The organism is Cryobacterium gelidum, assembly GCF_004403985.1.
Lineage (GTDB): Bacteria > Actinomycetota > Actinomycetes > Actinomycetales > Microbacteriaceae > Cryobacterium > Cryobacterium gelidum.
The window spans coordinates 277,851-302,741 of record NZ_SOHL01000015.1; the positions used below are offsets into that span (position 1 = coordinate 277,851).

Genomic DNA, 24,891 nt, shown 5'->3' on the forward strand with positions numbered 1-24,891 from the left:
AATTGACACCGGTTCAGCCGGTCTGGAATACTTGAGCCATCGAGGCTCAAGTCTTGAGATTACTTTGATGTTCGTTTCGCACCTGATTGAAGGAGAACAACCCACATGGCTCGTGCAGTAGGTATTGACCTTGGAACCACCAACTCCGTGGTGGCCGTGCTCGAAGGTGGAGAACCCACCGTCATCGCCAACGCTGAAGGCTTGCGCACCACCCCCTCGGTGGTCGCGTTCACCAAGGACGGCGAGGTTCTCGTGGGAGAAACCGCCAAGCGCCAGAACGTCACCAACGTCGACCGCACCATCTCCAGCGTCAAGCGCCACATGGGCACCGGCTGGAACGTCGCCATCGACGACAAGAAGTACACCCCGCAGGAGATCTCGGCGCGCATCCTCGCCAAGCTCAAGCGTGATGCCGAGCAGTACCTGGGCGAGAAGGTCACCGACGCTGTCGTGACCGTGCCTGCGTACTTCAACGACGCCGAGCGTCAGGCCACCAAGGAGGCCGGTGAGATCGCCGGCCTCAACGTGCTGCGCATCATCAACGAGCCCACCGCTGCCGCACTCGCCTACGGCCTCGACAAGGGCAAGGAAGACGAACTCATCCTGGTCTTCGACCTCGGCGGCGGAACCTTCGACGTGTCGCTGCTCGAGGTGGGCAAGGACGACGACTTCTCCACCATCCAGGTGCGTTCGACCGCCGGCGACAACCGCCTCGGCGGCGACGACTGGGACCAGCGCATCGTTGATCACCTGATCAAGCGCTTCAAGGAGACCACCGGCGTCGACGTCTCCAAGGACAAGATCGCCAAGCAGCGCCTCAAGGAAGCCGCTGAGCAGGCGAAGAAGGAACTCTCGTCGAGCATGTCGACGAGCATCCAGCTGCCCTATCTGTCACTGACCGAAAACGGCCCGGCCAACCTCGACGAGACGCTCACCCGCGCCCAGTTCGAGAAGATGACCGAAGACCTGCTCGACCGCACCAAGAAGCCCTTCCAGGACGTCATCCGTGAGGCCGGCGTCAAGGTCGGCGATATCGCCCACGTCGTTCTCGTCGGTGGTTCCACCCGCATGCCCGCCGTCTATGAGCTCGTCAAGAGCGAGACCGGCGGCAAGGACCCGAACAAGGGCGTCAATCCGGACGAGGTCGTCGCCGTCGGCGCCGCCCTCCAGGCCGGCGTGCTGAAGGGCGAGCGCAAGGACGTTCTGCTCATCGACGTCACCCCGCTGAGCCTCGGCATCGAGACCAAGGGCGGCATCATGACGCGTTTGATCGAGCGCAACACGGCCATCCCCACCAAGCGCAGCGAAACCTTCACCACGGCCGACGACAACCAGCCGTCCGTGGCAATCCAGGTTTTCCAGGGCGAGCGTGAGTTCACCCGCGACAACAAGAATCTCGGCACCTTCGAGCTGACCGGCATCGCGCCGGCGCCGCGCGGCATCCCGCAGGTCGAGGTCACCTTCGACATCGACGCCAACGGCATCGTGCACGTGTCCGCCAAGGACAAGGGCACCGGCACCGAGCAGTCGATGACCATCACGGGCGGATCCTCGCTCGCGAAGGAAGACATCGAGCGCATGGTACGCGAGGGTGAAGAGCACGCCGCTGAAGACAAGCGCCTGCGCGAAGTCGCCGAGACCCGCAACACGGCAGAGCAGCTCGCCTACTCGATCGAGAAGCTGATCAAGGACAACGTCGACAAGCTGCCCGAAGACGTGAAGAATGAGGTGCAGGCCGACGTCGACGCCCTCAAGTCCGCCCTCGCCGGCGACGACGACGACGCGGTGAAGACCGCGTTCGACAAGCTCAACGAAAGCCAGGGCAAGCTCGGCGAGGCTATCTACAAGTCCAGCCAGGCGGATGCCGCAGCCGGCTCCGACGAAGCCGGTACCGATCAGACTCCCGCCGAGGAGAACAAAGACGAAGACGTTGTCGACGCCGAGGTTGTTGACGACGACGAAGACGACAAGACAAAGAAGTAGGCCGCAACTATGGCTGACAAGAAACATCCAGACGACGACGCGTCCGCTGCGGGGGTGCCGGATGACGGCACCGCCGCGGGCGCACCCGATGACGCAACGCCCGACGCAGCATCCGCTGCCGACGCGGATGCCTCGGCCGACGGGATCGAAGAAGACGAACTGACCGTTCAGGACATTCTGGATGCCGCGGAGCGCGAAGTTGCGGAGCCGACGAGCGAGCACCTCGCCGACCTCAAGCGCGTGACGGCCGAGTACGCCAACTACCGTCGGCGCACAGAAGCCAACCGCGCCATCGAGAAAGAGCGCGTGACCGGGGATATCGTCAAGATACTGATTCCGGTCCTCGACGACATCTACCGGGCCGAGAAGCACGGAGACCTCGTGCCGGACTCGGCCTTCGCCACGATCGCGGCCAAGCTGCGTTCGAGCGTTGAACGTCTCGGCCTCACCTCGTTCGGCGCGGTCGGCGACCCGTTCGACCCGACCATGCACGAGGCGATCTTCCAACAGCCCAGTGCGGCCGTCGACACCGAAACCGTCGGCGATGTCGCGGAGACGGGGTACTACCTCGGCTCTACGCTGCTGCGCGCGGCCAAGGTCGTCGTTCAGGTACCGAGCGATGGCTAGCCAGGACTGGTTCGACAAAGACTTCTACAAGGTTCTCGGGGTATCGAAAGATGTCACGCCGGCCGAATTGAAGAAGGCGTACCGCAAGCTCGCGCGCAAGTACCACCCGGACTCCAACCCGGGGAACCCCGCCGCAGAGGCGAAGTTCAAGGAACTGAGCGAGGCGCATTCGGTACTGAACGACGCCGCGCAGCGCAAGGAATATGACGCCGTACGAGCCATGGGCAGCGGGGCGCGGTTCGCCGCGCCCGGCGGCCGGGCCCCAAGCGGTGGGTTCGAGGACGCCTTCGGAGGCATGTTCGGTGGCGGAAGTCGTCAGCAGAGTTATACCTTCGAGCAGGGCGGTTTCGACGATATCCTCGGGGGTATGTTCGGAAGAGGTGGCGGTGGTGCGGGCGGTTTCGGCAACCCCACCGGCGGCTACCGCGGATCGGGAGCACCCACCCGCGGCCGCGACGTGATCGCCTCGACGACCATCGACTTCATCATCGCCACCCAGGGCGAGCAGATCAGTCTGCAGACGCAGGACGGCCGACCGATCAAGGTCAAGATTCCCGCCGGAGTCGCCGACGGGCAGAAGATTCGCCTGCGCGGCAAGGGCCAGCCGAGCCCCGATGGCGGAGAATCCGGCGATATCGTGCTGACGATCACCGTGCGCAAGCATCCGGTGTTCGAACGCGACGGCCTCAACCTGCGGGTGACCGTACCCGTCACCTTCGTCGAGGCGAGCCTCGGCGCGACGATCGAGGTGCCCACCCTCGGCGGCGCGCCGGTCAAACTGCGCGTTGCCCCCGGCACTCCCGGTGGCCGCGTGCTGCGGGTCAAGGGTCGCGGTGTCACCACGACCAAGGGCACGGGTGACCTGCTCGCCGTCGTGCAGGTCGCTGTGCCCTCGCACCTCTCAAAGGATGCGGAAGAAAAACTCGCCGCCTTTGCCGAAGCGCTGCCCAAAGAAAACCCGCGAGATGAACTGATCGCGCGGGCGAAGGGCTAATCGTGGACGAGACCACCCGGGTTTTCGTGATTTCCACGGCGGCAGAGCTTGCGGGAATGCATCCGCAAACCCTGCGCCAATACGATCGCCTGGGCCTCGTCAGCCCGGAACGCACCCCCGGCAAGAGCCGTCGTTACTCCATGCTCGACGTGGCAAAGCTCCGTGAAATTGCGGAATTGGGCTCGGAAGGTGTGAGTTTGGAAGGCATCCGTCGTATCCTCGAACTCGAGGATCACGTGCGCGGGCTCGAAAATCGCCTGCGCGAGTTGGAATCGACGCTCGCCGACGAACTACTGAACCGTCCGGGCCGCCGCATCTTCGCGGCTGGCTCGGCCGGCGACGTCATTTCGATGAAGGCGGGCACCCGCACCAGGCGCAGCAACCAGATTGTCATCTGGCGGCAGCCCAAACCATAGTTAGCTCCACGTTTCGCTTTCACAGCACGAACTGGTTGCACCAGCACCACTTTCAGGGAGAACCATGTCCGAATCGGGCACGCATGACCAGTCCGCGCCGCGGAACACCACCGCCGGCACTACGGCAAAGACGCAGGCGATGAGCGCCGTCGACAACGTGAATGAATTTGATTTCGATCGCTTGCGCCGTCGCCCCGACATCGAGGCAGAGAACCTGTTCGCTGTCGATGCGAGCGATCGGCTCATTCTGGATGAAGCCGCCGGTGCGCTTGCCGCGTACCGTGCCGGCGGGGTCGTCGTGCTCGAGGACCGCTACGGCGCCCTCACCCTCGGCGCCGCCGCCCTGCACAACGCCCGCGGCATCCGCGTCTATCAGGACGCGCTCTCGGGCGAATACGCGCTTGACAGTAACGCCTCCGGCGTCAACCTCACGGAGGCTTATCGGTCCCTTCCGCTCGGCGAAGAGCTGCTGAAAGACGCCCACGTCGTGCTTCTGCAGTTGCCGAAAAGTCTCGACGCGCTCGACGAGATCGCCGGTGCCATCGCCAAGTACGCCGCCCCGGACGTGATCGTCTTTGCCGGTGGCCGGATCAAGCACATGACCGTGAGCATGAATGAGGTGCTGCGCCGTCACTTCGGCGCTCTCAACGTGCGCCCGGCCCGCCAGAAGTCTCGGGTGCTCATTGCCTCGTCGCCACTGGCCGCGTCGACGACCAACTGGCCGCACAGCGAGCGGCACGAGGACTTCGACCTGGCCGTGCGCGGCCACGGCGGCGTGTTTGCCGGCACCAGTATCGACATCGGCACCCGTGCGCTGCTCGAGGTGCTCGACCGCATGAAGCTCGACGCCGAGCGTGCCATCGACCTCGGCTGCGGCACCGGGGTGCTCGCCGCGGCATTGGCCGCGCAGCGTCCCCTGCTGCGGGTGCTCGCGACGGACCAGTCGGCCGTGGCCGTGGCATCCGCTCGTGCGACCGTCGATGCGAACGCGCTCGCCGATCGCGTCACCGTGGTGCGCGCCGATGGCCTGTCTGGCCAGGCGGATGATTCCGCCGACCTTATTCTGCTCAACCCACCGTTTCACATCGGGGCGTCCGTGCATGCGGGCCTCGCCGAGAAGCTGTTTATCGACGCGGCGCGGGTACTCGCTCCCGGCGGCGAACTGTGGACCGTGTGGAACACGCACCTCGGCTACCGCCCGATGCTCACCCGCATCGTCGGCTCGACCCGTCAGGTCGGCCGCAACACCAAGTTCACCGTCACGGTGTCGACCGGCCGCTAGCGCCGGCTGCTTCGGCTCAGGCGCGCACGAGCGGCTGGCCGTTGAGCACGTCGAGCTGCCAGGCAGCCCCGCCATCGGCGTGCGCGTGGTGGTGCTGCACGAGGTTGAGCGAGGCGTTACTGATGCTGCCGATGGGCTGGTCCAGGGCGTTTTCGAGGCTCAATCGGATGAGCGTGCCGTGCGCGACCACAATGATGCGGGCTCCCGGGTGTTCGCGGGCGAGCTCTCGCAGGGCGTCGATGCCGCGCGCCGCGACCGCCTCTTCGGTCTCGGCACCGTGAAATCCGCCGGGAAAACGCAGGGCATCGAGTTCAGCGCCCGCGCTCAAGCCCTCGGCTGGCCCGTAGTCGCGCTCGATCAGTGTGGGGAGGCGGCGGGCCAGGCCGAGCCCAAGGCGGTTGCCGATCAGGTCAGCGGTTTCGGCCGCCCGCGATAACGGCGAAGAGACGATGAAATCCCAGTCGTAGCGGGAGAGGGATGCGACGGCATCCGTTGCCTGACCGCGCCCGATGTCGTTGAGGGGGATGTCGGTGGCACCCTGAATGCGCGCTGCGGCGTTCCAATCGGTTTGGCCGTGGCGAATGAGGGCGAAGGTTGTCGTCGTGGTCACGTGTCTATTCTGCCTTGGCCGACTGGGAGTGTGCGGCGGCCCACGATCAGGGCGTCTCGCCGCGGTGCAGGCCGGGCCAATCGCGCGAGGTCCGTGACGGACCAGCTGAACAGCACGATGAGCAGAGCATTGCGCACGGTGAGCAGCAGGAGTGAGAACAGGTCACCGTCGATGAGCGGCAGGTAGAAAATGGGGAAGATCAGCGTGGTCAGGCCCGCGATGGCCAGCGTCAGCAGGGCCGGCACGCGCCATGCTGCCCAGCTGCGGCCGACGCCGACCGCGACGACCGGCACCAGCCACAGCATGTATTGCGGCGATCCGACCTTGTTGAAGACGATGAATGCACCAACCAGGGCGAGCGCGCCGAGCAGCAGCAGGTGGCCAGCATCCGCTCGCCGACGTTGGGCCAGGAGCATGAGCACGACGATCACCGCGATGGCGCCGAACATGACCGGCGTCATCAGGGCGGCGACCAGATCGGTGCCGGGGCCGCTCACCTCGCGAGTGGCTATCAAATAGTTTTCGTAGATGACCGTGCCGCGATGGCCGAGCGAGGCCAACCACACCCACGGGGTTGTGATGGGTGCCTCGAGCTGCAGTGCTCGGTCGGACTGTTCGGTGACGAATCCGGTGAGATAGCGAACACCGCCCAGCAGCCAAACGGATGCCGCCACCCCGGCCGAGACGACCGCTCCGGTGAGCACCACCGTACGTCGGCGGGGCGACGCGGTGACCACCGCGAGGAACACGGCGGCCGGCCAGACCTTGATCCAGGTGGCGAGGGTCAGCACGATCGCGGCGACGACTGGTCGGCGTGTTAGCAGTACGAGCCCGACGATGACGAGTGGTGCCGTGAGTCCTTCCAGCCGGAGCAGCCCGACCGGGCTCAGCAGGAATGACGCGAGCAGCCAGTACCAGGCTGACTTGTAGCCGCTGCGGCGACGTCCCCAATCGGTGAGTGCCCCCACAGCAACCGCGTTCAGCGCGGTCGTCATGAGCAACCAGAGCAGTTGGTAGAGCAGCGGGCCAGCGATCCCCGCGAGCACGATCGGAAGCAGGGCCCCGATCGGGTAGACCCAGACGGTGTCGATGCCCTGCCAGACGCCGTGCTCCAGTCCAAGCTCGGCCCAGGTGCGGTAGAGCGGAAGGTCGCCGAGCGCCCTGCCCGTGAGGATGGTCGGGAGCAGGGCGAACAGGAACAGTGCGTGCAGACCGAGAAAACCGAGCGCGAGGGTGCGTGGGCGTTGCAGCGTGAGGCGCCGAGCCGGGGTGAGCGCCCGCGCCAGGCGGCCATCGACCCGATCGAGAATGGTGGACATAGGACCGTTTCTGCAGCGTGCACGGAGGCGCCGGTGCGTGCAGTCTAGGGGTGTTACATGAAATGTCGGTGTCGCCTCAAGCAAGGAGCTCTCGGATGTCGGCGGCGGTCAGGGCGGTGCCCTGCGGTGCACCGTCGGTCATGACGCTTTCGAACAGGCGGGCCTTGGTGGCTTTGAGGGCCATGACCTTCTGTTCGATCGTGTCCTTGGACACCAGACGGTACACCATGACGTTCTTGGTTTGGCCGATCCGGTGCACGCGGTCCACGGCCTGCGCCTCGGTCGCCGGGTTCCACCAGGGGTCGAGCAGAATGACATAGTCAGCTTCGGTGAGGTTCAGGCCGAATCCGCCGGCCTTGAGGCTGATCAGAAAGACGGAACTCGAGCCCTCTTTGAAGTCGCTGATGGCCTTGGCGCGGTTGCGGGTCTTGCCGTCGAGGTAGGAATAGCTGATTCCGGCCGCATCGAGCCGGTCGCGTGCCTTGCCGAGGTACTGGGTGAACTGGCTGAAGATGAGGGTGCGGTGGCCCTCGGCGACGGTGTCTTCGAGCAGCTCCAGCAGCGCGTCGAGCTTGGTCGAGGGGATGGCGTCATACTTCTTGTCGTAGAGGCTCGCGTCCAGGCTGAGCTGGCGCAGCATGGTGAGTGAGCGAAAGATCTCGAACCGGTTTGCGTTCATGTCGTCGATCAGGCCGAGAACTTTTTGGCGTTCGCGGGCGAGGTGCATGTCGTAGACCTTGCGGTGCCGGGGGTGCAGGTCGAGTTCGAGCACCTGCTCCTGCTTCTCGGGCAGGTCGCTGGCCACCTCGGCCTTGGTACGCCGCAGCATGAAGGGACGGATGCGGCGGCGCAGCTGCGCGAGCCGGTCGGCGTCGGCATCCGTTTCAATGGGTTTTTGGTAGTAGTCCGCGAAGCGGCTGGGGCTCGGGAACAGGCCGGGCGCCGTGATGGAGAGCAGTGACCACAGTTCCATCAGGTTGTTTTCCATCGGAGTGCCGGTGATGGCGAGCTTGAACGGGGTACGCAGGCGGCGGGCGCAGACGTGCGCCTTGCTCTGGTGGTTCTTCACGAACTGGGCCTCGTCGAGCAGGAGCCCGGCCCAGGCGTGAGCGTTGTACTCCTCGAAGTCGAGGCGGAAGAGCGTGTACGAGGTGATCACGACATCCGCTTCACCCATCACGTCAGGCAGGCTGGAGCCGCGCTTGCCGGCGGTCTGGGTGATGGCGACCGTCGCCAGGGCCGGTGCGAACCGGGCACACTCCGTGGCCCAGTTGGAGACGACGCTCGTCGGGGCGACGACGAGGAACGGCTTGCGGGCCGTGCCGGGCTCGGCGCGCTGGCTGTCGCGGGCGTGGGCGATCAGGGCGATCGCCTGGAGCGTCTTACCGAGGCCCATATCGTCGGCGAGCACGCCGCCGAGCTGGTGGTCGTAGAGAAAGCTGAGCCAGTCGAATCCGGTCTGCTGGTAGGGGCGCAGGGTGGCGTGCACGGCCGGCGGGAGCGGGCGTTCGGCGAGGGGAGCGGCCTCCGCCAGACCCTGAAGGGCGGCGAGGCCCTCGACGGCGCTGCGCCAGGTGGCGGCCTGTTCGGCGACAACACCGAGCAGCTGAAGTTCGTCCCAGAGGTCGGCCTGAAAACGGCTGAGGCCGAGCGTACCGGCGTTGCTCTCCTGCAGACCGCGCGCCTCTTCGATCAGGCGTCGAAGCTGCTGCAGCTCGGGCCGGTCGAGGCTGAAATAGGTGCCGCTGTCCAGGATCATCAGGTCCTGGTCGGTGGCCAGCGCGCGGAAGAGGTCGTCGAAGGGAATGTCTTCGCCCTCGATCGTGACGGTGACGGCGAGGTCGAACCAATCGCGGGTATCGGTACTTTCGGAGGTGGCGAGACTGATCACGGGCGCTTCGTCGGCTTCGCGGTAGCTCGGGGCGTCGGCCGAGACCTGCACGACGATGCCGGCAGCTTCGAGCAGCGGCAGGGCCTGGCCGAGGAAGTTGATCATGACGGCGCCCTGCAGCTCGGAGTGCTCCAGTAGCCGGGCCTCGCTGAGCGGGGTGGCGGACTGCCAGAGCCCAGCGAACGACGCGACCTCGCGTTCGACGGTACGCAGGGTGGCGCTTTCGCGAGTCGGATCGCGAAAGCGCGTGTCGCCCGGGGCCGAACGCAGGGGGTGACGGTCGAGCACGGCGGTGGACTCGGTCTGGTCCGTGTCGGCGGGTGCGACGTACTGCCACTCCCAGGCCAGGGTGATGCGCGCATCCGTTTGGTGGGTGATCGTAAGGGCCAGCTGCGGCCGGGCCGTCTGCGGCAGCTCGAACGACGCGTCGTGGCTGGTCAGGACTAGTTTCTGCTGGAGAAAGGGGTAGAAGTCAGCGAGGAATGCGGCTTCGTCGTCGGCCGGGATATCAAAGCCGCCGGTCACGGCCAGGGCGCGGATCTCGGAGTTCACCGGTGCCTTCAACGGAGCGAGGGTGAGCTGCCGGCCGGTTGCGAGCGGGTCGGCGGGGCGGGCGAAAGTGTACCCGCCGTGCGCCGGATCGCCGATGAAACCAAATTCGGCACCGCGGTGCCGCTGCTCGTTCAGCACGAGCAGCGGGGTCAGCTGCAAGCCGTCGGCGTCGCGTCGGATGTCGACCTCGAGCGAGGCCGGCGTGGGCGAGAGGAGAACGGGATTCTGGGCATCCGTTACACAGACCAGCGGCAGACCGCTCAGCTGGGCCTCGTGCAGGAGGTCCCAGAGGGCCTTGTTCTCGAAGTTGTCGAGGTAGAGCCAGTGGTCGGTGTAGCTGTAGTAGCGCTGCCCGGTCGCCGAGAGGGCGTAGAGGGCGTTGAGAATTTTGCGGTGGCCGCGATTGTAGGTGCCCGGGGTCCAGGACAGGTTGTCCCAGGTGAGGGAACCGCGGATCCACTTGCCTTTCTTGCCCATGACCATGGGGCGGGCGCCGAGACGGCGGGGTCCCGTGCGTCGGTTGGGGCTGTAAGCGGGGTCGAGCAGGTCGAACTGCAGCGCGAGCGCCGTGCTGGTGGTCGCCTCGCCGGCGCTGGGTTTGGCGATCGGGGCCAGGGCCGCGCGCCAGGCGGGTACCGGCGGGCGGATGGGGATGACGGGCGCCGGCGTGGACGGTTGGTAGGCGGCCGGCACGAAGGTCGACTCGAACACGGGGGTGCGGCGATCGCCGATAGCGCGCACGTGGGAGGTGCCGCGCGCAGCGTCCAACTCTGCCGGGGTGCTCCGGCTGGCCAGCAGCAGCGCGGCGACGTGCTTGCAGTTGCTGCCCATGGGGCAGGTGCAGGTTCCACTGGCCCGGACCGCTTGGCCGGCGGCATTCAGTGTGAACGAGACGAGCACCGTGTACGGCTGCGGGCTACTGCCGCTGACGCGACCGGTGAGATGTGTTCCCGACGGGGCCCAGGACTGTTCGGTGACGTGCCCGTTGCGAGCGTACCGTTCACCGCGCGAGAATGACTGGCTGCCAACGATGCGGGCGATCTCATGAGTGCTGAGGGAATGGGCCATAGGTGTGGGAGCTCCGTAAGAAAATAGGACCAACCTCCATTGTCTCACGGGAGGCTGCCCGACCCCGCTCTGATCCCGGCACTCTGGGGCACGTGTCGGAGACGGTGGCACTCCTAGGCAGGGGTGCCCCGACCTCTGACGAGTGCCGCGACAACGGTGGATGAGTAGTCTCCGCTGCATGTGGCAGACGAGGTGTTCAGCCCTCGAATATTCGACGCCGAGGAGATGGCCGGGGTACTAAACTTGAGTCCACAAGGCTCAGGTTTAGAGGAGATAGCGATGCAAGCCGGTCAGCGACCACCGCAACAAAACGCTCAGACGGCCCTCGAACTGTATGGGGTGAACCTCACCGATATCGCCCGCAGCGGCAAGCTCGACCCGGTGATCGGTCGGGATGCCGAAATTCGCCGGATCAGCCAGGTGCTCACCCGACGCACCAAGAATAACCCCGTGCTCATCGGCGAACCCGGGGTGGGCAAGACCGCCGTGGTGGAGGGTTTAGCCCAGCGGATCGTGGCCGGAGACGTGGCCGACTCGCTCAAAGACAAGCAGCTGGTCTCGCTCGACCTGGCCGCACTCGTGGCCGGTGCCAAGTATCGCGGCGAGTTCGAGGAGCGGCTCAAGGCCGTGCTCAAGCAGATCAACGACGCCGATGGACAGATCATCACCTTCGTCGACGAGCTCCACACCCTGATGGGGGCGGGCGGCGGCGAAGGCTCCGTTGCAGCCAGCAACATGCTCAAGCCCATGCTCGCCCGCGGCGAACTGCGCCTGATCGGTGCCACGACCCTCAATGAGTACCGCGAATTCATCGAAAAGGATGCCGCGCTCGAGCGCCGCTTTCAGCCGGTACTCGTGGACGAACCGTCGGTGGAAGACACCGTCGCTATTTTGCGCGGGCTCAAGGAACGGTACGAGGCCCACCACAAGGTGACGATTGCCGATTCTGCCCTCGTGGCCGCAGCATCCCTCTCGAACCGCTATATCACCGCCCGCCAGCTGCCCGACAAGGCGATCGACCTCATCGACGAGGCCGCCAGCCGGCTGCGCATGGAGATCGACTCCTCACCGGTCGAGATCGACGAGTTGCGGCGCAGTGTCGACCGCCTCAAGCTCGAAGAGCTCGCGTTGAAGAAGGAGAAAGACGACGCCTCGAAGGCACGATTGGTGAGACTGCGCAGCGACCTCACGGAGCGCCAGGCCACCCTCCAGGAGTTGCAGGCGCGGTGGAACAGCGAGCGAGCCTCGCTCAACCGGGTCGGCGAGCTGCGCGAGCGGCTCGACACCGCCCGGATCGAATCCGACCGGGCACAGCGTGAGGGCAACCTGGAGAAGGCGTCGCGGCTGCTCTACGGCGACATTCCGGTGATGGAACGGGCGCTCGCCGACGCGGAAAAAGAAGAATCCGTCGGCCCGCGCATGGTCAACGACCAGGTGACGAGTGAGGACATCGCCGCTGTGGTCGCCGCTTGGACAGGCATTCCGGTCGGTCGCCTGTTGCAGGGCGAAACGGATAAATTGTTGAACCTTGAAAATGAGCTCGGCCACCGCCTGATCGGCCAGAAGCGCGCCGTGCGCGCGGTCGCTGACGCCGTGCGGCGCAGCCGGGCCGGCATCTCCGACCCCGATCGGCCGACCGGATCGTTTCTGTTCCTCGGCCCGACCGGAGTGGGTAAGACCGAGCTGGCCAAGGCGCTCGCCGAGTTTCTGTTCGACGACGAAAAAGCCATGGTGCGTATCGACATGAGCGAGTACGGCGAGAAGTTCTCGGTGTCACGCCTGGTGGGAGCGCCTCCGGGCTACGTCGGCTACGAGCAGGGCGGGCAGCTGACCGAGGCCGTGCGGCGTCGGCCCTACTCGGTGATTCTGTTCGATGAGGTGGAGAAGGCGCACCCCGAGGTATTCGACGTGCTGCTGCAGGTGCTCGACGATGGCCGGCTCACCGACGGCCAGGGCCGCACGGTGGACTTTCGCAACACCATCCTCGTGCTCACGTCGAACCTCGGGTCGCAGTTTCTGGTCGATCCGACCCTGTCAGTCGACCAGAAGGAGTCGGCCGTGCAACAGCTCGTGCGGCAAGCGTTCAAACCCGAATTCGTCAACCGGCTCGACGATATCGTCGTGTTCTCCTCGCTCACCACGGAGGAGCTCGGCGAGATCGTCGAGCTCGATGTCGACCGAATGCAGAGGCGTCTCACCGAGCGTCGGCTCGAGCTCGCCGTAACGCCGGATGCCCGCCGCTGGCTGGCCGAGCGCGGATACGACCCGATCTACGGTGCACGTCCGTTGCGGCGCCTGATGCAGCGCGAGATCGACGACCGCCTGGCGCGGGCACTGCTGGCCGGCGACATCCGGGACGGCGACACGGTGCTCGTCTCGCTCGCCGCCGACAGAGACTCGCTCACCGTCGCATCCGCTCCCGCGCTCGTGGCCGACCCCGCGGGGGACGATCTGTTGTAGGACATCAAGCGAGGGATATAAACACGGAGGGAGGATTCAGGGTTTCCGGGCTACGCTGCTCCAATGCGTGCAACTGTGATTTACGGCGAACGGGATGTCCGCCTCGAAGAAGTGCCCGACCCTGTGCTGTCGACCGGTGGCGATGCCATTGTGCGAGTGGTCGCGGCCTGCGTTTGCGGGTCGGACCTTTGGCCGTACCGCGGTGTGTCGCCAACGACGGAGCCACACCGCATTGGTCATGAGTTCGTCGGCATCGTCGAAGAAATCGGCTCTGACGTGTCCACCATCAAGGTGGGTGACTTCGTTATCGCACCCTTTTACGATTGCGACAGCACCTGCATCAACTGCCGCAACGGTGTGAGCTTCTCCTGCCTCCATGGCGGTCCGTGGGGTGAGAATGACGAAATGGGTGCTTTCGCCGACGGGGCCCAGGGTGAGCGAGTGCGTGTTCCCCACGCTGACGGTTCGCTCGTAGCGACGCCCGAAGTGCCCGATGACGCTCTGATTCCGGGACTCTTGTCCCTCTCCGATGTCATGGGAACCGGACACCACGCGGCCGTCTCTGCTGGCGTCACCCCCGGCAGTACCGTCGTCGTCGTCGGGGACGGAGCCGTCGGGCTCTGCGCCATTCTCGCGAGCAAGCGACTCGGCGCAAGCCGCATCGTTGCCATGTCCCGTCACGCGGACCGCCAAGCTGTGGCCCGTGAATTCGGTGCAACAGACATCATTGAAGAACGTGGCGATGAGGGTGTTGCCGCCGTGCAGGCCCTGTTCGACGGAATCGGCGCCGACTTCGTGCTCGAATGCGTCGGCACGAAGGAATCCATGGACCAGGCCATCCGGTCGACACGGCCCGGGGGAATGGTCGGCTATGTCGGCGTGCCCAACGGCGGTGCCGAGCTGCCGATTCGCTCGCTGTTCGCACGCAACGTCGGCGTGAACGGCGGTGTCGCATCCGTTCGGAACTATGTCGACGAGCTTCTGCCCGAAGTTCTCTCCGGTCAGATCAACCCCGGCCGGGTCTTCGACCTGGAGCTTCCTCTGTCCGAGGTAGCCGAAGCCTACGCCGCGATGGACGAACGCCGAGCGATCAAGGTCTTGCTGCGCCCCTAAACCTGCCGTGAGAGCGCCGATAGTGCCCGTTTGGCTTGTGCAAACGGGCACTTCGTGCGCTCGCGGGCGAGCAGGGTGGCACGAAACCTCGGGGAGTTGATTTTTGTGCAATCTCGCGCAACGGGCGTTCCTTGTTCGGTCAGGGGGCGCTGTGCACGGCGCCGTTTGGTTATGGCCGTTCCGATTCTGCTGGTGGTATTGACCGGCTGCAGTGCCTTCTTTCCAGAGAATGTGACCCCAACGGCATCCGTGTCGAGCCCGGAACCGGTTGCCTGCAGCCAACAGGATGCGCAACTGACCTGGCATCCAATGCAGGATGCGGAGCCGGCCGCGCTCGGCCACCGGGAACTCACCGTCACCGCTGACGCCAGTGAGTCTGCGGTGGACACCGAGCTCCCGTACAACTCCAGCCTGGTCAGCGACACTTTGCGATCACGCGACTATTTCACGCCCGACTGGATCGACTTCCTGCTGTCGGAGTTCGCACGAACCGGACAGACCGAGATGACCGACCTTGGCCATCCGCGGGCAGACTTTGAGGCGGCCAAACCGTCCGTTCCGCTGGTCGGCGTCACCATCATCGGCTTTCAAACGGGCCAGATTCAGGTCGCGTTCGATCTGCGCTGCGCTGGGGATGACGCCGGCTCTGGCCTGCTGACCACGGGTGGAAACGGATTGTACGCAACCGTGCTGTTTTGCGGCGTTCCGATCACACCGATGCCAGCCGGCGAGGGGGAGAGTCTGTACCAGACGCAGCTACGGTCCTACTGTCCCAACCACAATTAGCGGCCCTGCAACCGATTGCGCACCTCGCGGCGCAGCACCTTGCCGAGCAGGCTGCGCGGCAGGTCGTCCACCTCGACGATGCGCCGCGGCACCTTGTAGGCCGACAGCCGGGTGCGGCAGTACTCACGCACCGCGGTCACGTCGAGTTCGGCGCCGGACCGAAGCACCACGACCGCCACGACGTCTTCGCCGCCGTTCGGGCTCGGCAGCCCGACCGTGGCCGCGTCGTTGATGTCGGGGTGCGACAACAGAGTTTCTTCGACCTCGGACGGCGACACGTTGAAGCCGCCGGTGATGATGAGTTCCTTCAGGCGGTCGACGATGGTGATGAAGCCGTCGGCCGAGACCCGCACGATGTCGCCGGTGCGCAGCCAGCCACCGGGGAGCAGCACCTCGGCGCTCTCGCTCGGGCGGTCCCAGTAACCGGAGAAGACCTGCGGACCGGCTACGAGTAGCTCGCCCTCCTCGTCGAAGCCGCGCTCGATCGTGGGGTCTTCCGGGTCGACCACACGAATGTCGGTGCTTGGAAACGGCACACCGACCGTTCCGGGGCGACGGCTCGGGCCGATCGGGTTGCCGGCGACGATCGGTGACGCCTCGGTCATGCCGTAGCCCTCGACCAGCAGCCCGCCGGTGGCCTTCTCCCACCGTTCCACGATGGAAACTGGCAGGTTCATGGCGCCTGAAATAGCAAAGCGGATGCCCGCGAGGTTCACCTTTTTCTTCGTTGCGGCCGAGACCAGGCGGTCGTAGATCGGCGGTACCGCCGGCAAAAAGGTGGGCGGTGCATGCTTGGCCGCGTCAAGTACGAGCTTCTCGTCGAACTTGGGAAACAGCACGAGACGGGCGCCGATGCTCATCGCGAAGGTGAGGCAGAGGGTGAGGCCGTAGGCGTGGAACATCGGCAGCACGCCGTAGACGGTTTCATCACCGGGGCGAAGACCCGCGACCCAGGCGGAGCCCTGCGCGGCGTTGGCGCGCAGGTTGTAATGGCTCAAAATGGCGCCCTTGGGGGTGCCGGTCGTGCCGCTCGTGTACTGCAGCACTGCGGTGTCGCTGAGCAGCGGTCGTTGGTGTGAGGGGTGCAGCTTGCGGGCACCAACGATCGTCTCCCAGGTGATCGCGCCCTGTCCGGGGCCCGCGGTAAGGGAGGTGCGAGCGTCCTTGGCCTTCTTGATCGGCAGCTTGAGCGCCAGCCGTTTCGAGAACGGCATTGCGCGGGTGAGGTCGACCGTGACAACATCCGCTACCCCCATGTCTTTGGGAAAAGCGCGGACCGTCTCGTAGACCTTGTCCCAGACTATCGCGACGCGGGCGCCGTGGTCTTCGAACTGGTGGCGCAGCTCCCGGTCGGTGTAGAGCGGATTGTGCTCGACCACGATGGCGCCGAGGCGCAGCACCGCGTAGAACGCCACCACGTGCTGTGGGCAGTTCGGCAGTACGAGAGCCACCCGGTCGCCCGGGGTCACGCCGAGTTTGCGCAAGCCGTTCGCGGCCCGGGAGATCTGTTCTCCGAGCTCGGCGTAGGTAGTGCTGGAGCCGAAGAAGTCCAGTGCGACGGCCGGCGCAAACCGTTCGGCCGAGGTCTCCATCATGTCGGTGAGGGTCTCGGTGGTCTCGGCGATCGTGCCGGGAACGCCGGGGGCGTACGAGGCGAGCCACGGCCGGTTCGTGAAGGTCACGACAGCTCCCGGGTGATCGCTGCCACGAACTGATCGATGTCGTCCTCGGTGGTGTCGAAGCCGCACATCCAGCGCACCTCGTTCTTGGTGGCATCCCAGTCGTAGAACCGAAAGGAGTCGCGCAACCGGTCGGCCACGCCAGCGGGCAGGGTGGCGAAGATGGCGTTGGCCTGCGTGGCCTGGCTGAAAGCCAACCCGGTGATGGTGCCCTGGGCGATTGCACTTTCGAGCGCGTCGCGCAGCCGGGCAGCCATCGCATTGGAGTGGGAGGCGTTCCGTAACCACAGGTCCCCGTCGAGCAGCGCGATGAGCTGCGCCGAGACGAAACGCATCTTGCTGGAGAGCTGCATGTTCGACTTGCGCAGAAATTTCAGGCCGGTGGATGCTGCGGGGTTGAGTACCACGATGCACTCACCGAGCATCATGCCGTTCTTGGTGCCGCCGAAGCTGAGCACATCGACGCCGGCATCGCGGGTGAAGGCACGCAACGGAAGCCCGAGGCTGGCCGCGGCGTTGGAAATGCGGGCGCCGTCCATGTGTAGCGTCATTCCCTTGGAGTGCGCGTGATCGGCGATCGCGCGCACCTCGTCCACCGTGTAGGCGGTGCCGAGCTCGGTGGTCTGGGTAATGGCCACGACGAGCGGCTGCGCGCGGTGCTCATCGCCCCAGCCCCAGGCCTCCTGGTCGATGAGTTCGGGGGTGAGCTTGCCGTCGGGGGTGACCACCGGCAGCAGCTTGAAGCCGCCGACGTGCTCGGGGGCGCCGCCCTCGTCGTTGTGAATGTGTGCGGTGGCTGTACAGATCACGGCGCCCCAGCGCGGCAGCATCGACTGCAGGCCGGTGACGTTGGCGCCGGTGCCATTGAACACCGGAAAAGCTTCGACGCCCTCGCCGAACTGTCGGGCGAAGACCTCCTGCAGCCGGGTCGTGTAGACGTCTTCGCCGTAGGCGATCTGGTGAGCGCCGTTGGCCTGGACAATCGCCTCCAGAATTTCCGGATGAATTCCGGAGTAGTTGTCGGAGGCGAAACCGCGGTCGCGTAGATCATGGAGTGGGGTCACCCCTCCATCCTCCCGCATCCGGCTGGGCGATTCGGGCTCCAGACATTCTTTCGCGATTCGTTGCGCATCGACACCTCGAGTACGAGCAACCTCTCCGGTCCATGGCCGGTTCATCATTCGTTTGCCGGACGGACACAGAGTGCCGATAAACCGTAAAGCGATACGCCTTCGCGTAGCTTCCTCCGCTTGGAAAGAGACCCATGTTTTTCAGAGTTGCCGCTTCGGCCCTCATCGCTCTTGTCGCCGTCACCACCGTCACCGGTGCCTCCCCACGTGTGGCGGACGCACCGTCGCGGGTCGTCCTTGGCACCCCGCAGGATGCCGCCCATGCTCACAATGACTACGAGCATGACCACCCTCTCTTCGATGCCCTCGAACAAGGCTTCACCAGCGTGGAAGCGGATGTCTGGCTTGTGGACGGTGAACTACTCGTCGCCCACGATCTCGAGAATGTTCAACCGGGGGTCACCCTGGAAAGCCTCTACCTTGATCCACTGTCCGAACTCCTGCGCGGGCACGGCCGCAGCGTCTACCCCGGATGGGATGGCAGCTTCCAACTGCTGATCGATATCAAGAGCGACGGTGAGAGCAGCTACGCCGCGATCGAGAAAGAGCTGGCGGAGCACCGTTCCATCATGACCCGGTACGGCAACGGCAAGACAAAAACCGGACCGGTCATCGCCGTCGTCAGCGGCAACCGGCCCCTGAAAACCATGCAAAATCTGAACTCGCGGTTCGCCTTCTACGATGGACGCTCCACCGACCTGGCATCCGGGCTGCCGGCTGATCTTATGCCGCTGGTCAGCGAGAACTGGAACAAGCTCTTCGCCTGGCAGGGTACGGGTCCCATGCCCGAGAGCGAGAAGGTCAAGCTGCGCGACTATGTGGAGCTGGCGCACGCCGACGGTTACCGCGTGCGCTTCTGGGGAACCCTGGACGTGCCCGGCGCAGCCCGCGAGGCGATCTGGACCCAGCTGCACTCGGCCGGGGTTGACCACATCAACACCGATGATCTGGCCGCACTGGCGGGGTTCCTCGGAAGTCGAAGCTAGCGAGCCGGTACGACTCGGCCTCCCGCTAACCTTTCAGGGCCTCGCGCAGCGACACGCGGGCGCCCATGCGCAGCAGCGCGTTGGAGTAGATGCGCGACCCGATCAAAATCACCACCATTGTCGACAGTGCCAGCACGACCAGGGACAGCATGGGTTCCCACCATTCGGCCTGGCCGAGGAAAATGCGCACCGGCATCCCGACCGGCGCCGAGAACGGCACGTACGACATGATCGCCAGCACGAGTGGATTGTCGTTGAAGAAAACGACCATGAAGTAGGGGATCATGACGAGGAACAGCACCGGTGAGGTCGCTGAGCCCACGTCTTCTTGCCGGGACACCATCGACGCCGTTGCCGCGTAGAGCGCGGCGAGCAGCACGAATCCGAAGGCGAAGAACACGGCGAACCAGACGATGGCCGGGCCGACATCGGCCAGGAGCACTCGTTGCCCGGTCACCGCCAGGCCGATCGATACCAGCAGGCCGATCGATACGATCTGTCCGAACGCCATCAGGCTGTTGCCGAGCACCTTGCCGGCCAGCAGTGCCCGCACCGAGATGGTCGACATGAGAATCTCGACGATGCGGGTCTGCTTCTCTTCGACCACACTCTGGGCGATGGTGGCGCCGAAGGTGGTCGCCGACATGAGAAAGATGATGCCAAAGCCGATAGCAACGAGGTAGGCGAGAAAACCGTCTTGCGAGGCCGGCTCGAGAATTTTCACATCGGGGCTGACGCTGAGCGTGCCGAGAACATCGCGCGGCGCCGAATCCAGGGCGATCACCGTGATGCCGAGCAGGGAATCGGCACTGTCCGAGGGCACGACGGCCGCGTCGACGGTGCCGTCACGCACGAGTGCTTCGGCGCCTTTGACAGTGTCGGATTCGACGATGTCAAAGGCTTTGGTCTGTTCAACGACGCCGAGGGCCGTGCCGACTACGGCAACCTTGGTCAGGCTCGTGTTCTGGCTGACAATGCTGCCGACGATAACCGATGCCATCGAGATGAGGAGCAGAATTCCGGTGGCGATGAGGAAAGACTTGCTGCGCAGGCGTGCCGTGATCTCGCGGTTGGAAACCAACCAGACGCTCTGGGCGAAGGTGGGCGCGGTGTGGGTCTCGTTGTTCACGCGATGACCTCCCTGAAGATGGTTGCGAGGCTGGGTCTTTGCTGGCTGAAGCTGTGCACGGCGCCGAGCGCGACCGCACGGTGCAGAACGGCCTGGCTGGCAGCATCCGTTTCGGCTTCGAACACGGCGTGATCACCGTCGAAATCGATGACGGTGATGCCGGGCTGCGAGCGGATCCAGCCGGTGTCGCCCGCGGTACGTATCTCGAAGCGGGGGCTGCCGTGCTGCTCACGCAGAGCGTCGCGGGAGCCGTTCGCACGAATCTCGCCGTCGGCGATGATGACGAGGTCGTCGCAAAGCCGTTCGACGATGTCGAGTTGGTGCGAGGAGAACAGCACGGGCACGCCCTGGGCGGCATGGCCGGCGAGCACGCTCATCACGACCTCCACGGCGAGGGGGTCGAGGCCGGAGAACGGCTCGTCGAGCACGAGGAACTCGGGGTCGTGCACGAGGGCGGCGGCGATCTGGGCGCGCTGCTGGTTGCCGAGTGAGAGCGACTCGACGGTGTCGCCGGCGCGTGCGCCGAGACCGAGACGCTCGAGCAGATCGCCGGTATTGCGGCGCGCGGATGCCGGCGACAACCCATGCAGGCGCGCCAGGTAGACGAGCTGCTCGGCGACCTTCATTTTGGGGTACAGGCCGCGCTCCTCCGGCATGTAGCCGAATCGACGTCGATCGCCTGCGGTGACCGGAATGCCGCCGATGAGCACGGTGCCGGAATCGGGCGACAGTACACCGAGAATGATGCGCATCGTCGTGGTTTTACCGGCGCCGTTCGCGCCGACGAAGCCGGTGAGGCGACCGTCGCCGACGGTGAAGCTCACGTCGGTGAGTACCTTTGTGGTGCCGTAGCTCTTGGTGACTCCCCGGATGTCGAGCATGCCCGCCCTTTCGTTGTGCGTGTCCTCACGGTAGCGCGGACCAGCGGAAGTCGGGGGCTGCCGACGAGGGGCGAGCCAAGAGGTGCGACGGTGCCGGCGGGCGAGTAAGTCAGGTTTCGGGAGACTCCGGTGCCAGCACAGCCCGGCTGTTATTGACGGATGCCGCCGCCTCATCCCACAGACGCGTCACGCGGATAGCCAGCTCGGTCTCCAGCCCGCCCAACGACCGCACGACGAAAATCACCGCCGCGGCGGTGTCGCCAGCCTTCGCAAAGCCTTGACCGACCGCGCGCACCCACGTTTCGGCCGCAGATTTCGCGGCCGCATAATTCGCGCCGCCCGCCAGGGGCCGGTCGACCGACACGCTCGACACAATCGCGAGCCGCCCGGCCGAAGAAGCCAGCAGGTCGGCGTTGAATGCTCGGGTGGTGTTGCGCAGCGTGGTGACCACGTGCGCGTGCAGAAAAGCCCAGTCTTCGTCGGTCTGGCCGGCCAGACCCCCGCCGCCGCGCCAGCCGCCCACCAGATGAATCAGTCCGTCGATCGGTCCCTGCGATAAAGAAACCTGCGCTGCCAGCGCGGTCACCGCCTCAAAGCTGGTGAGATCGCACTCGTAGAGCACAGCCTCCGGTGCCACGGTCAGCACCGACTGGAGGCGTGCAAGATTGGAGCCGACGGCCACGACGCGCGCCCCGGCATCCGCTAGTGACGACGCGACGGCCAGACCGGCCGCGCTGGTCGCGCCAGCGATGAGCACGGTGCGACCAGCGACGGCCGGTCTGACAACCATTACTCGCCCGCGCTGCCGGTGATGCCGGCCGTCGACTCGATGACCGTGCGCATCTTCTTCTCGAGCGCTTCGAAGAACATCGACAGCGGGAATTCGTCGTCGAGAACCTGGTCGGTGTAGCCCTTGGGGGCTCCGGCGAGCACGTCGAGCGTCAGCCCGCGGGCCCAGGTCGACGCCGGGTTCGGCGTGAGGGTCTTCGAGATCATCTCGTAGGCCGCGAGCCAGTGAGCCTTCTTCGGCCGGTCGATCGACGCCCAGTACAGATCGTCGATCTGCGCTCCGAGCGCTATGACCACCTCGGGCACGGCGTCCCAATCAAAGGTGAGCCGGGTATCGGTCCAGTGCAGCACGCCGTGCTGGTGCATCCAGGCGAACAACAGCTGACCGCCGAGGCCGTCATAGTTGCGCACCCGGTTGCCGGTGATCGCGAACCGGAAGATACGGTCGAAGATGACCGCGTACTGCACCAGTTTTGCGTGCCGACGGGCCTCCGGGCTCACCAATCCGCTGCGCTCGATCGTGACCGACTCACGAAAAGCGGTCAGGTCGCAGCGCAGCTCCTCAAGAGAGTAGAGAAAGAATGGCATTCTCTGCTTGATCATGAAGGGGTCAAACGGTAGATCCCCGCGCATGTGCGTGCGGTCGTGGATGAGATCCCACATCACGAAGGTTTCTTCGGTGAGGTGCTGGTCATCGAGCAGCGCGGCGGCTTCGGCAGGCAGTTCGAGTCGCGTGATCTCGGCGGCCGCGCGCACCACCCGGCGAAAACGGGCGGCTTCGCGGTCGGCGAAGATCGCCCCCCAGGTGAACGTCGGAATCTCGCGCATCGCGACGGTCTCGGGAAATAGAACGGCCGAGTTGGTGTCGTAGCCCGCGGTGAAGTCGAGAAAACGAATCGGCACGAACAGTTTGTTCGTGTATTCGGCCTCGAGCTCGTCGATGAATTCCGGCCAGATGACCTCGATCAGCACGGCTTCGACCAGCCGATTGGCGCTGCCGTTCTGCGTGTACATCGGAAAAACAACGAGGTGGCGCAGGCCGTTGACGCGGTGCTGCTGCGGCTGGAAAGCCACGAGGGAATCGTAGAAGTCGGGCACGCCGAATCCACCTGACGCCCAGCGGTCGAAGTCCACGACCAGGGCCGCCAGATACGCGACATCGTGCGCAAAGTGCGGTACGAGGTCTTCGAGTGCCGCGGTGATGCGTGAAACGGATGCCGCCGCGTCCGTGTGCCGCTCGGCGTCAGCAATCGACCCGTCCTGCGACTGCACGCCCTGGAGCGCCGATGCCGCGGCCTTCAGGCTGAGCCAGGACGGATGCTGCGAGAGAGTCGAGCCGCCGTCTTCGAGAACCTCGGGCTCTCCGACCAGAGCGTTAGCTACGTGTGTTTTTTCAACAGATATCGACATGGGAACCTCCGATTCGAATGAGTGCCGCGGTTGCGACGGGCGTTCCTCTTCAGAGTATCGGGCGATGCACGGCGTTTTCTTGCGACTTTTCGCAATGAATCGTCGTTTTCCAAGCATCGCGACGCTCGAATTCACCGTGTTCTGGCGAACGGCGAGCTGAGACGCGACGGTGAGCCCTACTCGCCGATTAGGCGCAGCCCGTTGAACCAGCAGACCGCGCGCAGCCAGTCGTCGTCGAGCCGCGGCTCCCGGTCACGCAGACGTTCGAGGGACTCCAGCTGGTGCGCGTACGGATACGGAATGTTGGGAAAGTCGCTGCCCAATACCACCCGGTCTGGCAGGTCGGCCAGCCGAGGCAGCAGCGCGGGGTTGAACGGCGCGAGCTGCTCGAAGAAATCGGTGAACACCATCGTGGTGTCGAGGTGCACCCAGGGATAGCGCTCGGCGAGATCGAGGAATTCGTCGTATTCCGGGGCGCCGAGATGGGCGACCACGGCCGTCAGCAGCGGATGCCGCGCCAGCACTCCTGCAAGCTTGTCCGGCCCGGTGATTCCCGGGCTCGCCACCGGTCCGCTGCCGACATGGATGACCACCGGGATCGCCGCGTCTGCGAGCAGCCCCCAGACCGGGTCGAGCAGGGGGTCACGCAGGTCGAATGCCCCGATTTGCGCGTGAATCTTGAACACCCGCGCGCCACGATCGAGGGCGGACTGCACCTGCCCCAGCACGCCCTCTTCCGGGTAAAACGTGGCGCTGGGCACGCAGTCATCGTGTTCTGCGGCCAGAGAGAGCGAGAAATCGGTCAGAGAAGCCGCCATCCCCGGGCGATGCGCATACGACAGCGCGGTGAAACGGCGCACACCGAGCCGCCGAATCGTCGCCAGCCGCGCGGGCTCGTCGTCGCGGTAGTGAATCGGCCACTCCTGACCAATCAGCGGCTCGATCTCGTCGAAGTGCGCCCAGACGCGCCGCAGCATGCGGTCGGGCAGAAAATGGGTGTGCAGGTCGACGAGTCCGGGGAGGCCGAGTCCCCGCCACCAGGCCGGCACGTCGTTGTCGGTGAGCATCATTTGACCCAGTGTGTCAGACCGGTGTCTTGACAGGAGGTGCACCCTGGCCTATTTTCATCCGCGAGAAGAGGTAACGACATGAGCACTCTGCAGGTCACCGTTGTTCCCAATTTGCCGTTCATCGAATTTTCACGGGACTTCGACGCCCCCGTGTCTGCGGTCTACCGGGCCCACGCGGATCTCGACCTCGTGCAGCAGTGGCTCGGCCCGACGGGCTACAGCACAGAGATCGACCACTGGCATCTACGCACCGGCGGCAGTTACCGCTTCACTCATATCGACCCCGAGGGCGAGAGGTTTGAGTTTCACGGCGTTTTCCACGAGGTCCGGCCCAACGACTTCATTATTCAAACCTTTGAATATGGCGGCCACCCGGATGTTGTGAGTATCGAGACCGTGCGCTTCGTTGACCTCGGAGGGGGGTGCATGCGCCTCATCGGTCACTCCACCTATCCCAGCCAGGAGGCTCGCGACGGCATGGCCGACAACGGAATGGAGGACGGCATGGCAGAGGGGTATAACCGGCTGGACAACGTGCTCGCCGAGTTCAGGGCCGGCATAACCTCGCGCTCGAACAATTAACTGCCCGACCGGTCATAGGGGGCCTCTGGAAAGTAGTGGATCGCGTAACCGAGGCCACGCTTCTTCATCGCGGCCAAGCGTTCGACGTTCTGCTACGGCGTGCGCGGCCAGACCGCTCATCGTCGCCCACTGCG

Annotated in this window: 20 protein-coding genes; 10 read left to right on the plus strand and 10 right to left on the minus strand. The window is 65.2% G+C overall.

The window, feature by feature from the left end:
- Positions 1-105: 105 nt before the first annotated feature.
- The 5 genes from dnaK (at position 106) to E3T50_RS09825 (ending at position 5,302) form a co-directional block, all read left to right on the plus strand.
- On the plus strand, positions 106-1,983 hold the full coding sequence (gene dnaK, locus E3T50_RS09805; protein WP_134551656.1) for a molecular chaperone DnaK: 1,878 nt from the start codon (positions 106-108) through the stop codon (positions 1,981-1,983).
- A gap of 9 nt (positions 1,984-1,992) precedes the next feature.
- Entirely contained in the window at positions 1,993-2,610 is a 618-nt protein-coding gene (locus tag E3T50_RS09810) for a nucleotide exchange factor GrpE (protein WP_134551657.1), read from the plus strand.
- The gene (locus E3T50_RS09815; protein ID WP_134551658.1) at positions 2,603-3,604 is read left to right on the plus strand and encodes a DnaJ C-terminal domain-containing protein; all 1,002 of its coding nucleotides are present in this window, start codon (positions 2,603-2,605) and stop codon (positions 3,602-3,604) included. The genes E3T50_RS09810 and E3T50_RS09815 overlap by 8 nt, the downstream gene beginning before the upstream one ends.
- A 2-nt stretch (positions 3,605-3,606) precedes the next feature.
- On the plus strand, positions 3,607-4,020 hold the full coding sequence (locus E3T50_RS09820; protein WP_134551659.1) for a heat shock protein transcriptional repressor HspR: 414 nt from the start codon (positions 3,607-3,609) through the stop codon (positions 4,018-4,020).
- 139 nt (positions 4,021-4,159) lie between these two features.
- The gene (locus E3T50_RS09825) at positions 4,160-5,302 is read left to right on the plus strand and encodes a class I SAM-dependent methyltransferase (protein WP_134551746.1); all 1,143 of its coding nucleotides are present in this window, start codon (positions 4,160-4,162) and stop codon (positions 5,300-5,302) included.
- Between the two features lie 16 nt (positions 5,303-5,318).
- On the opposite strand, the gene E3T50_RS09830 is transcribed toward E3T50_RS09825, so the two are convergent.
- The 3 genes from E3T50_RS09830 to E3T50_RS09840 form a co-directional block, all read right to left on the minus strand.
- The gene (locus E3T50_RS09830; protein ID WP_134551660.1) at positions 5,319-5,912 is read right to left on the minus strand and encodes a histidine phosphatase family protein; all 594 of its coding nucleotides are present in this window, start codon (positions 5,910-5,912) and stop codon (positions 5,319-5,321) included.
- On the minus strand, positions 5,909-7,231 hold the full coding sequence (locus E3T50_RS09835; protein ID WP_134551661.1) for a glycosyltransferase 87 family protein: 1,323 nt from the start codon (positions 7,229-7,231) through the stop codon (positions 5,909-5,911). Before E3T50_RS09835 ends, E3T50_RS09830 begins: the two co-directional genes overlap by 4 nt.
- Before the next feature lie 76 nt (positions 7,232-7,307).
- Positions 7,308-10,742, minus strand: a complete 3,435-nt coding sequence (locus tag E3T50_RS09840; RefSeq protein ID WP_134551662.1) for a DEAD/DEAH box helicase — start codon at positions 10,740-10,742, stop codon at positions 7,308-7,310.
- Between the two features lie 279 nt (positions 10,743-11,021).
- Between E3T50_RS09840 and E3T50_RS09845 the strand changes: the two genes are divergently transcribed.
- The 3 genes from E3T50_RS09845 (at position 11,022) to E3T50_RS09855 (ending at position 15,101) form a co-directional block, all read left to right on the plus strand.
- Positions 11,022-13,202, plus strand: coding sequence for an ATP-dependent Clp protease ATP-binding subunit (locus tag E3T50_RS09845; protein WP_134551663.1), 2,181 nt, complete (start codon positions 11,022-11,024; stop codon positions 13,200-13,202).
- Between the two features lie 63 nt (positions 13,203-13,265).
- Positions 13,266-14,315: a zinc-dependent alcohol dehydrogenase family protein gene (locus E3T50_RS09850; protein ID WP_134551664.1), complete on the plus strand. Its 1,050-nt coding sequence runs from the start codon at positions 13,266-13,268 to the stop codon at positions 14,313-14,315.
- A gap of 171 nt (positions 14,316-14,486) precedes the next feature.
- Positions 14,487-15,101 (plus strand): hypothetical protein, encoded by a 615-nt coding sequence (locus tag E3T50_RS09855; RefSeq protein ID WP_134551665.1) that lies wholly within the window; start codon positions 14,487-14,489, stop codon positions 15,099-15,101.
- Here the strand turns inward: E3T50_RS09855 and E3T50_RS09860 are convergent.
- Positions 15,098-16,783, minus strand: coding sequence for a long-chain-fatty-acid--CoA ligase (locus E3T50_RS09860; RefSeq protein ID WP_134551666.1), 1,686 nt, complete (start codon positions 16,781-16,783; stop codon positions 15,098-15,100). The two genes, E3T50_RS09855 and E3T50_RS09860, sit on opposite strands and share 4 nt — an antisense overlap.
- Complete coding sequence (locus E3T50_RS09865; RefSeq protein WP_134551667.1) at positions 16,780-17,862, minus strand: threonine aldolase family protein; 1,083 nt, start codon at positions 17,860-17,862, stop codon at positions 16,780-16,782. Before E3T50_RS09865 ends, E3T50_RS09860 begins: the two co-directional genes overlap by 4 nt.
- 182 nt (positions 17,863-18,044) lie before the next feature.
- Between E3T50_RS09865 and E3T50_RS09870 the strand changes: the two genes are divergently transcribed.
- On the plus strand, positions 18,045-18,896 hold the full coding sequence (locus E3T50_RS09870; protein ID WP_134551668.1) for a phosphatidylinositol-specific phospholipase C/glycerophosphodiester phosphodiesterase family protein: 852 nt from the start codon (positions 18,045-18,047) through the stop codon (positions 18,894-18,896).
- A gap of 25 nt (positions 18,897-18,921) precedes the next feature.
- On the opposite strand, the gene E3T50_RS09875 is transcribed toward E3T50_RS09870, so the two are convergent.
- The 5 genes from E3T50_RS09875 to E3T50_RS09895 all read right to left on the minus strand — a co-directional run bounded on the left by E3T50_RS09875 (position 18,922) and on the right by E3T50_RS09895 (position 24,175).
- The gene (locus tag E3T50_RS09875) at positions 18,922-20,025 is read right to left on the minus strand and encodes an ABC transporter permease (protein ID WP_134551669.1); all 1,104 of its coding nucleotides are present in this window, start codon (positions 20,023-20,025) and stop codon (positions 18,922-18,924) included.
- Positions 20,022-20,906, minus strand: coding sequence for an ABC transporter ATP-binding protein (locus E3T50_RS09880; RefSeq protein ID WP_134551670.1), 885 nt, complete (start codon positions 20,904-20,906; stop codon positions 20,022-20,024). The genes E3T50_RS09875 and E3T50_RS09880 overlap by 4 nt, the downstream gene beginning before the upstream one ends.
- A gap of 109 nt (positions 20,907-21,015) precedes the next feature.
- The gene (locus E3T50_RS09885) at positions 21,016-21,696 is read right to left on the minus strand and encodes an SDR family NAD(P)-dependent oxidoreductase (protein ID WP_134551671.1); all 681 of its coding nucleotides are present in this window, start codon (positions 21,694-21,696) and stop codon (positions 21,016-21,018) included.
- Positions 21,696-23,105 carry a DUF6421 family protein gene (locus tag E3T50_RS09890; protein WP_134551672.1) on the minus strand — a complete coding sequence of 470 codons (1,410 nt, stop codon included), beginning with the start codon at positions 23,103-23,105 and terminating at the stop codon, positions 21,696-21,698. The genes E3T50_RS09885 and E3T50_RS09890 overlap by 1 nt, the downstream gene beginning before the upstream one ends.
- Positions 23,106-23,281: 176 nt before the next feature.
- Positions 23,282-24,175 carry an amidohydrolase family protein gene (locus E3T50_RS09895; RefSeq protein ID WP_338145354.1) on the minus strand — a complete coding sequence of 298 codons (894 nt, stop codon included), beginning with the start codon at positions 24,173-24,175 and terminating at the stop codon, positions 23,282-23,284.
- 78 nt (positions 24,176-24,253) lie between these two features.
- Between E3T50_RS09895 and E3T50_RS09900 the strand changes: the two genes are divergently transcribed.
- Complete coding sequence (locus E3T50_RS09900) at positions 24,254-24,757, plus strand: SRPBCC family protein (RefSeq protein WP_134551673.1); 504 nt, start codon at positions 24,254-24,256, stop codon at positions 24,755-24,757.
- Positions 24,758-24,891 lie beyond the last annotated feature (134 nt).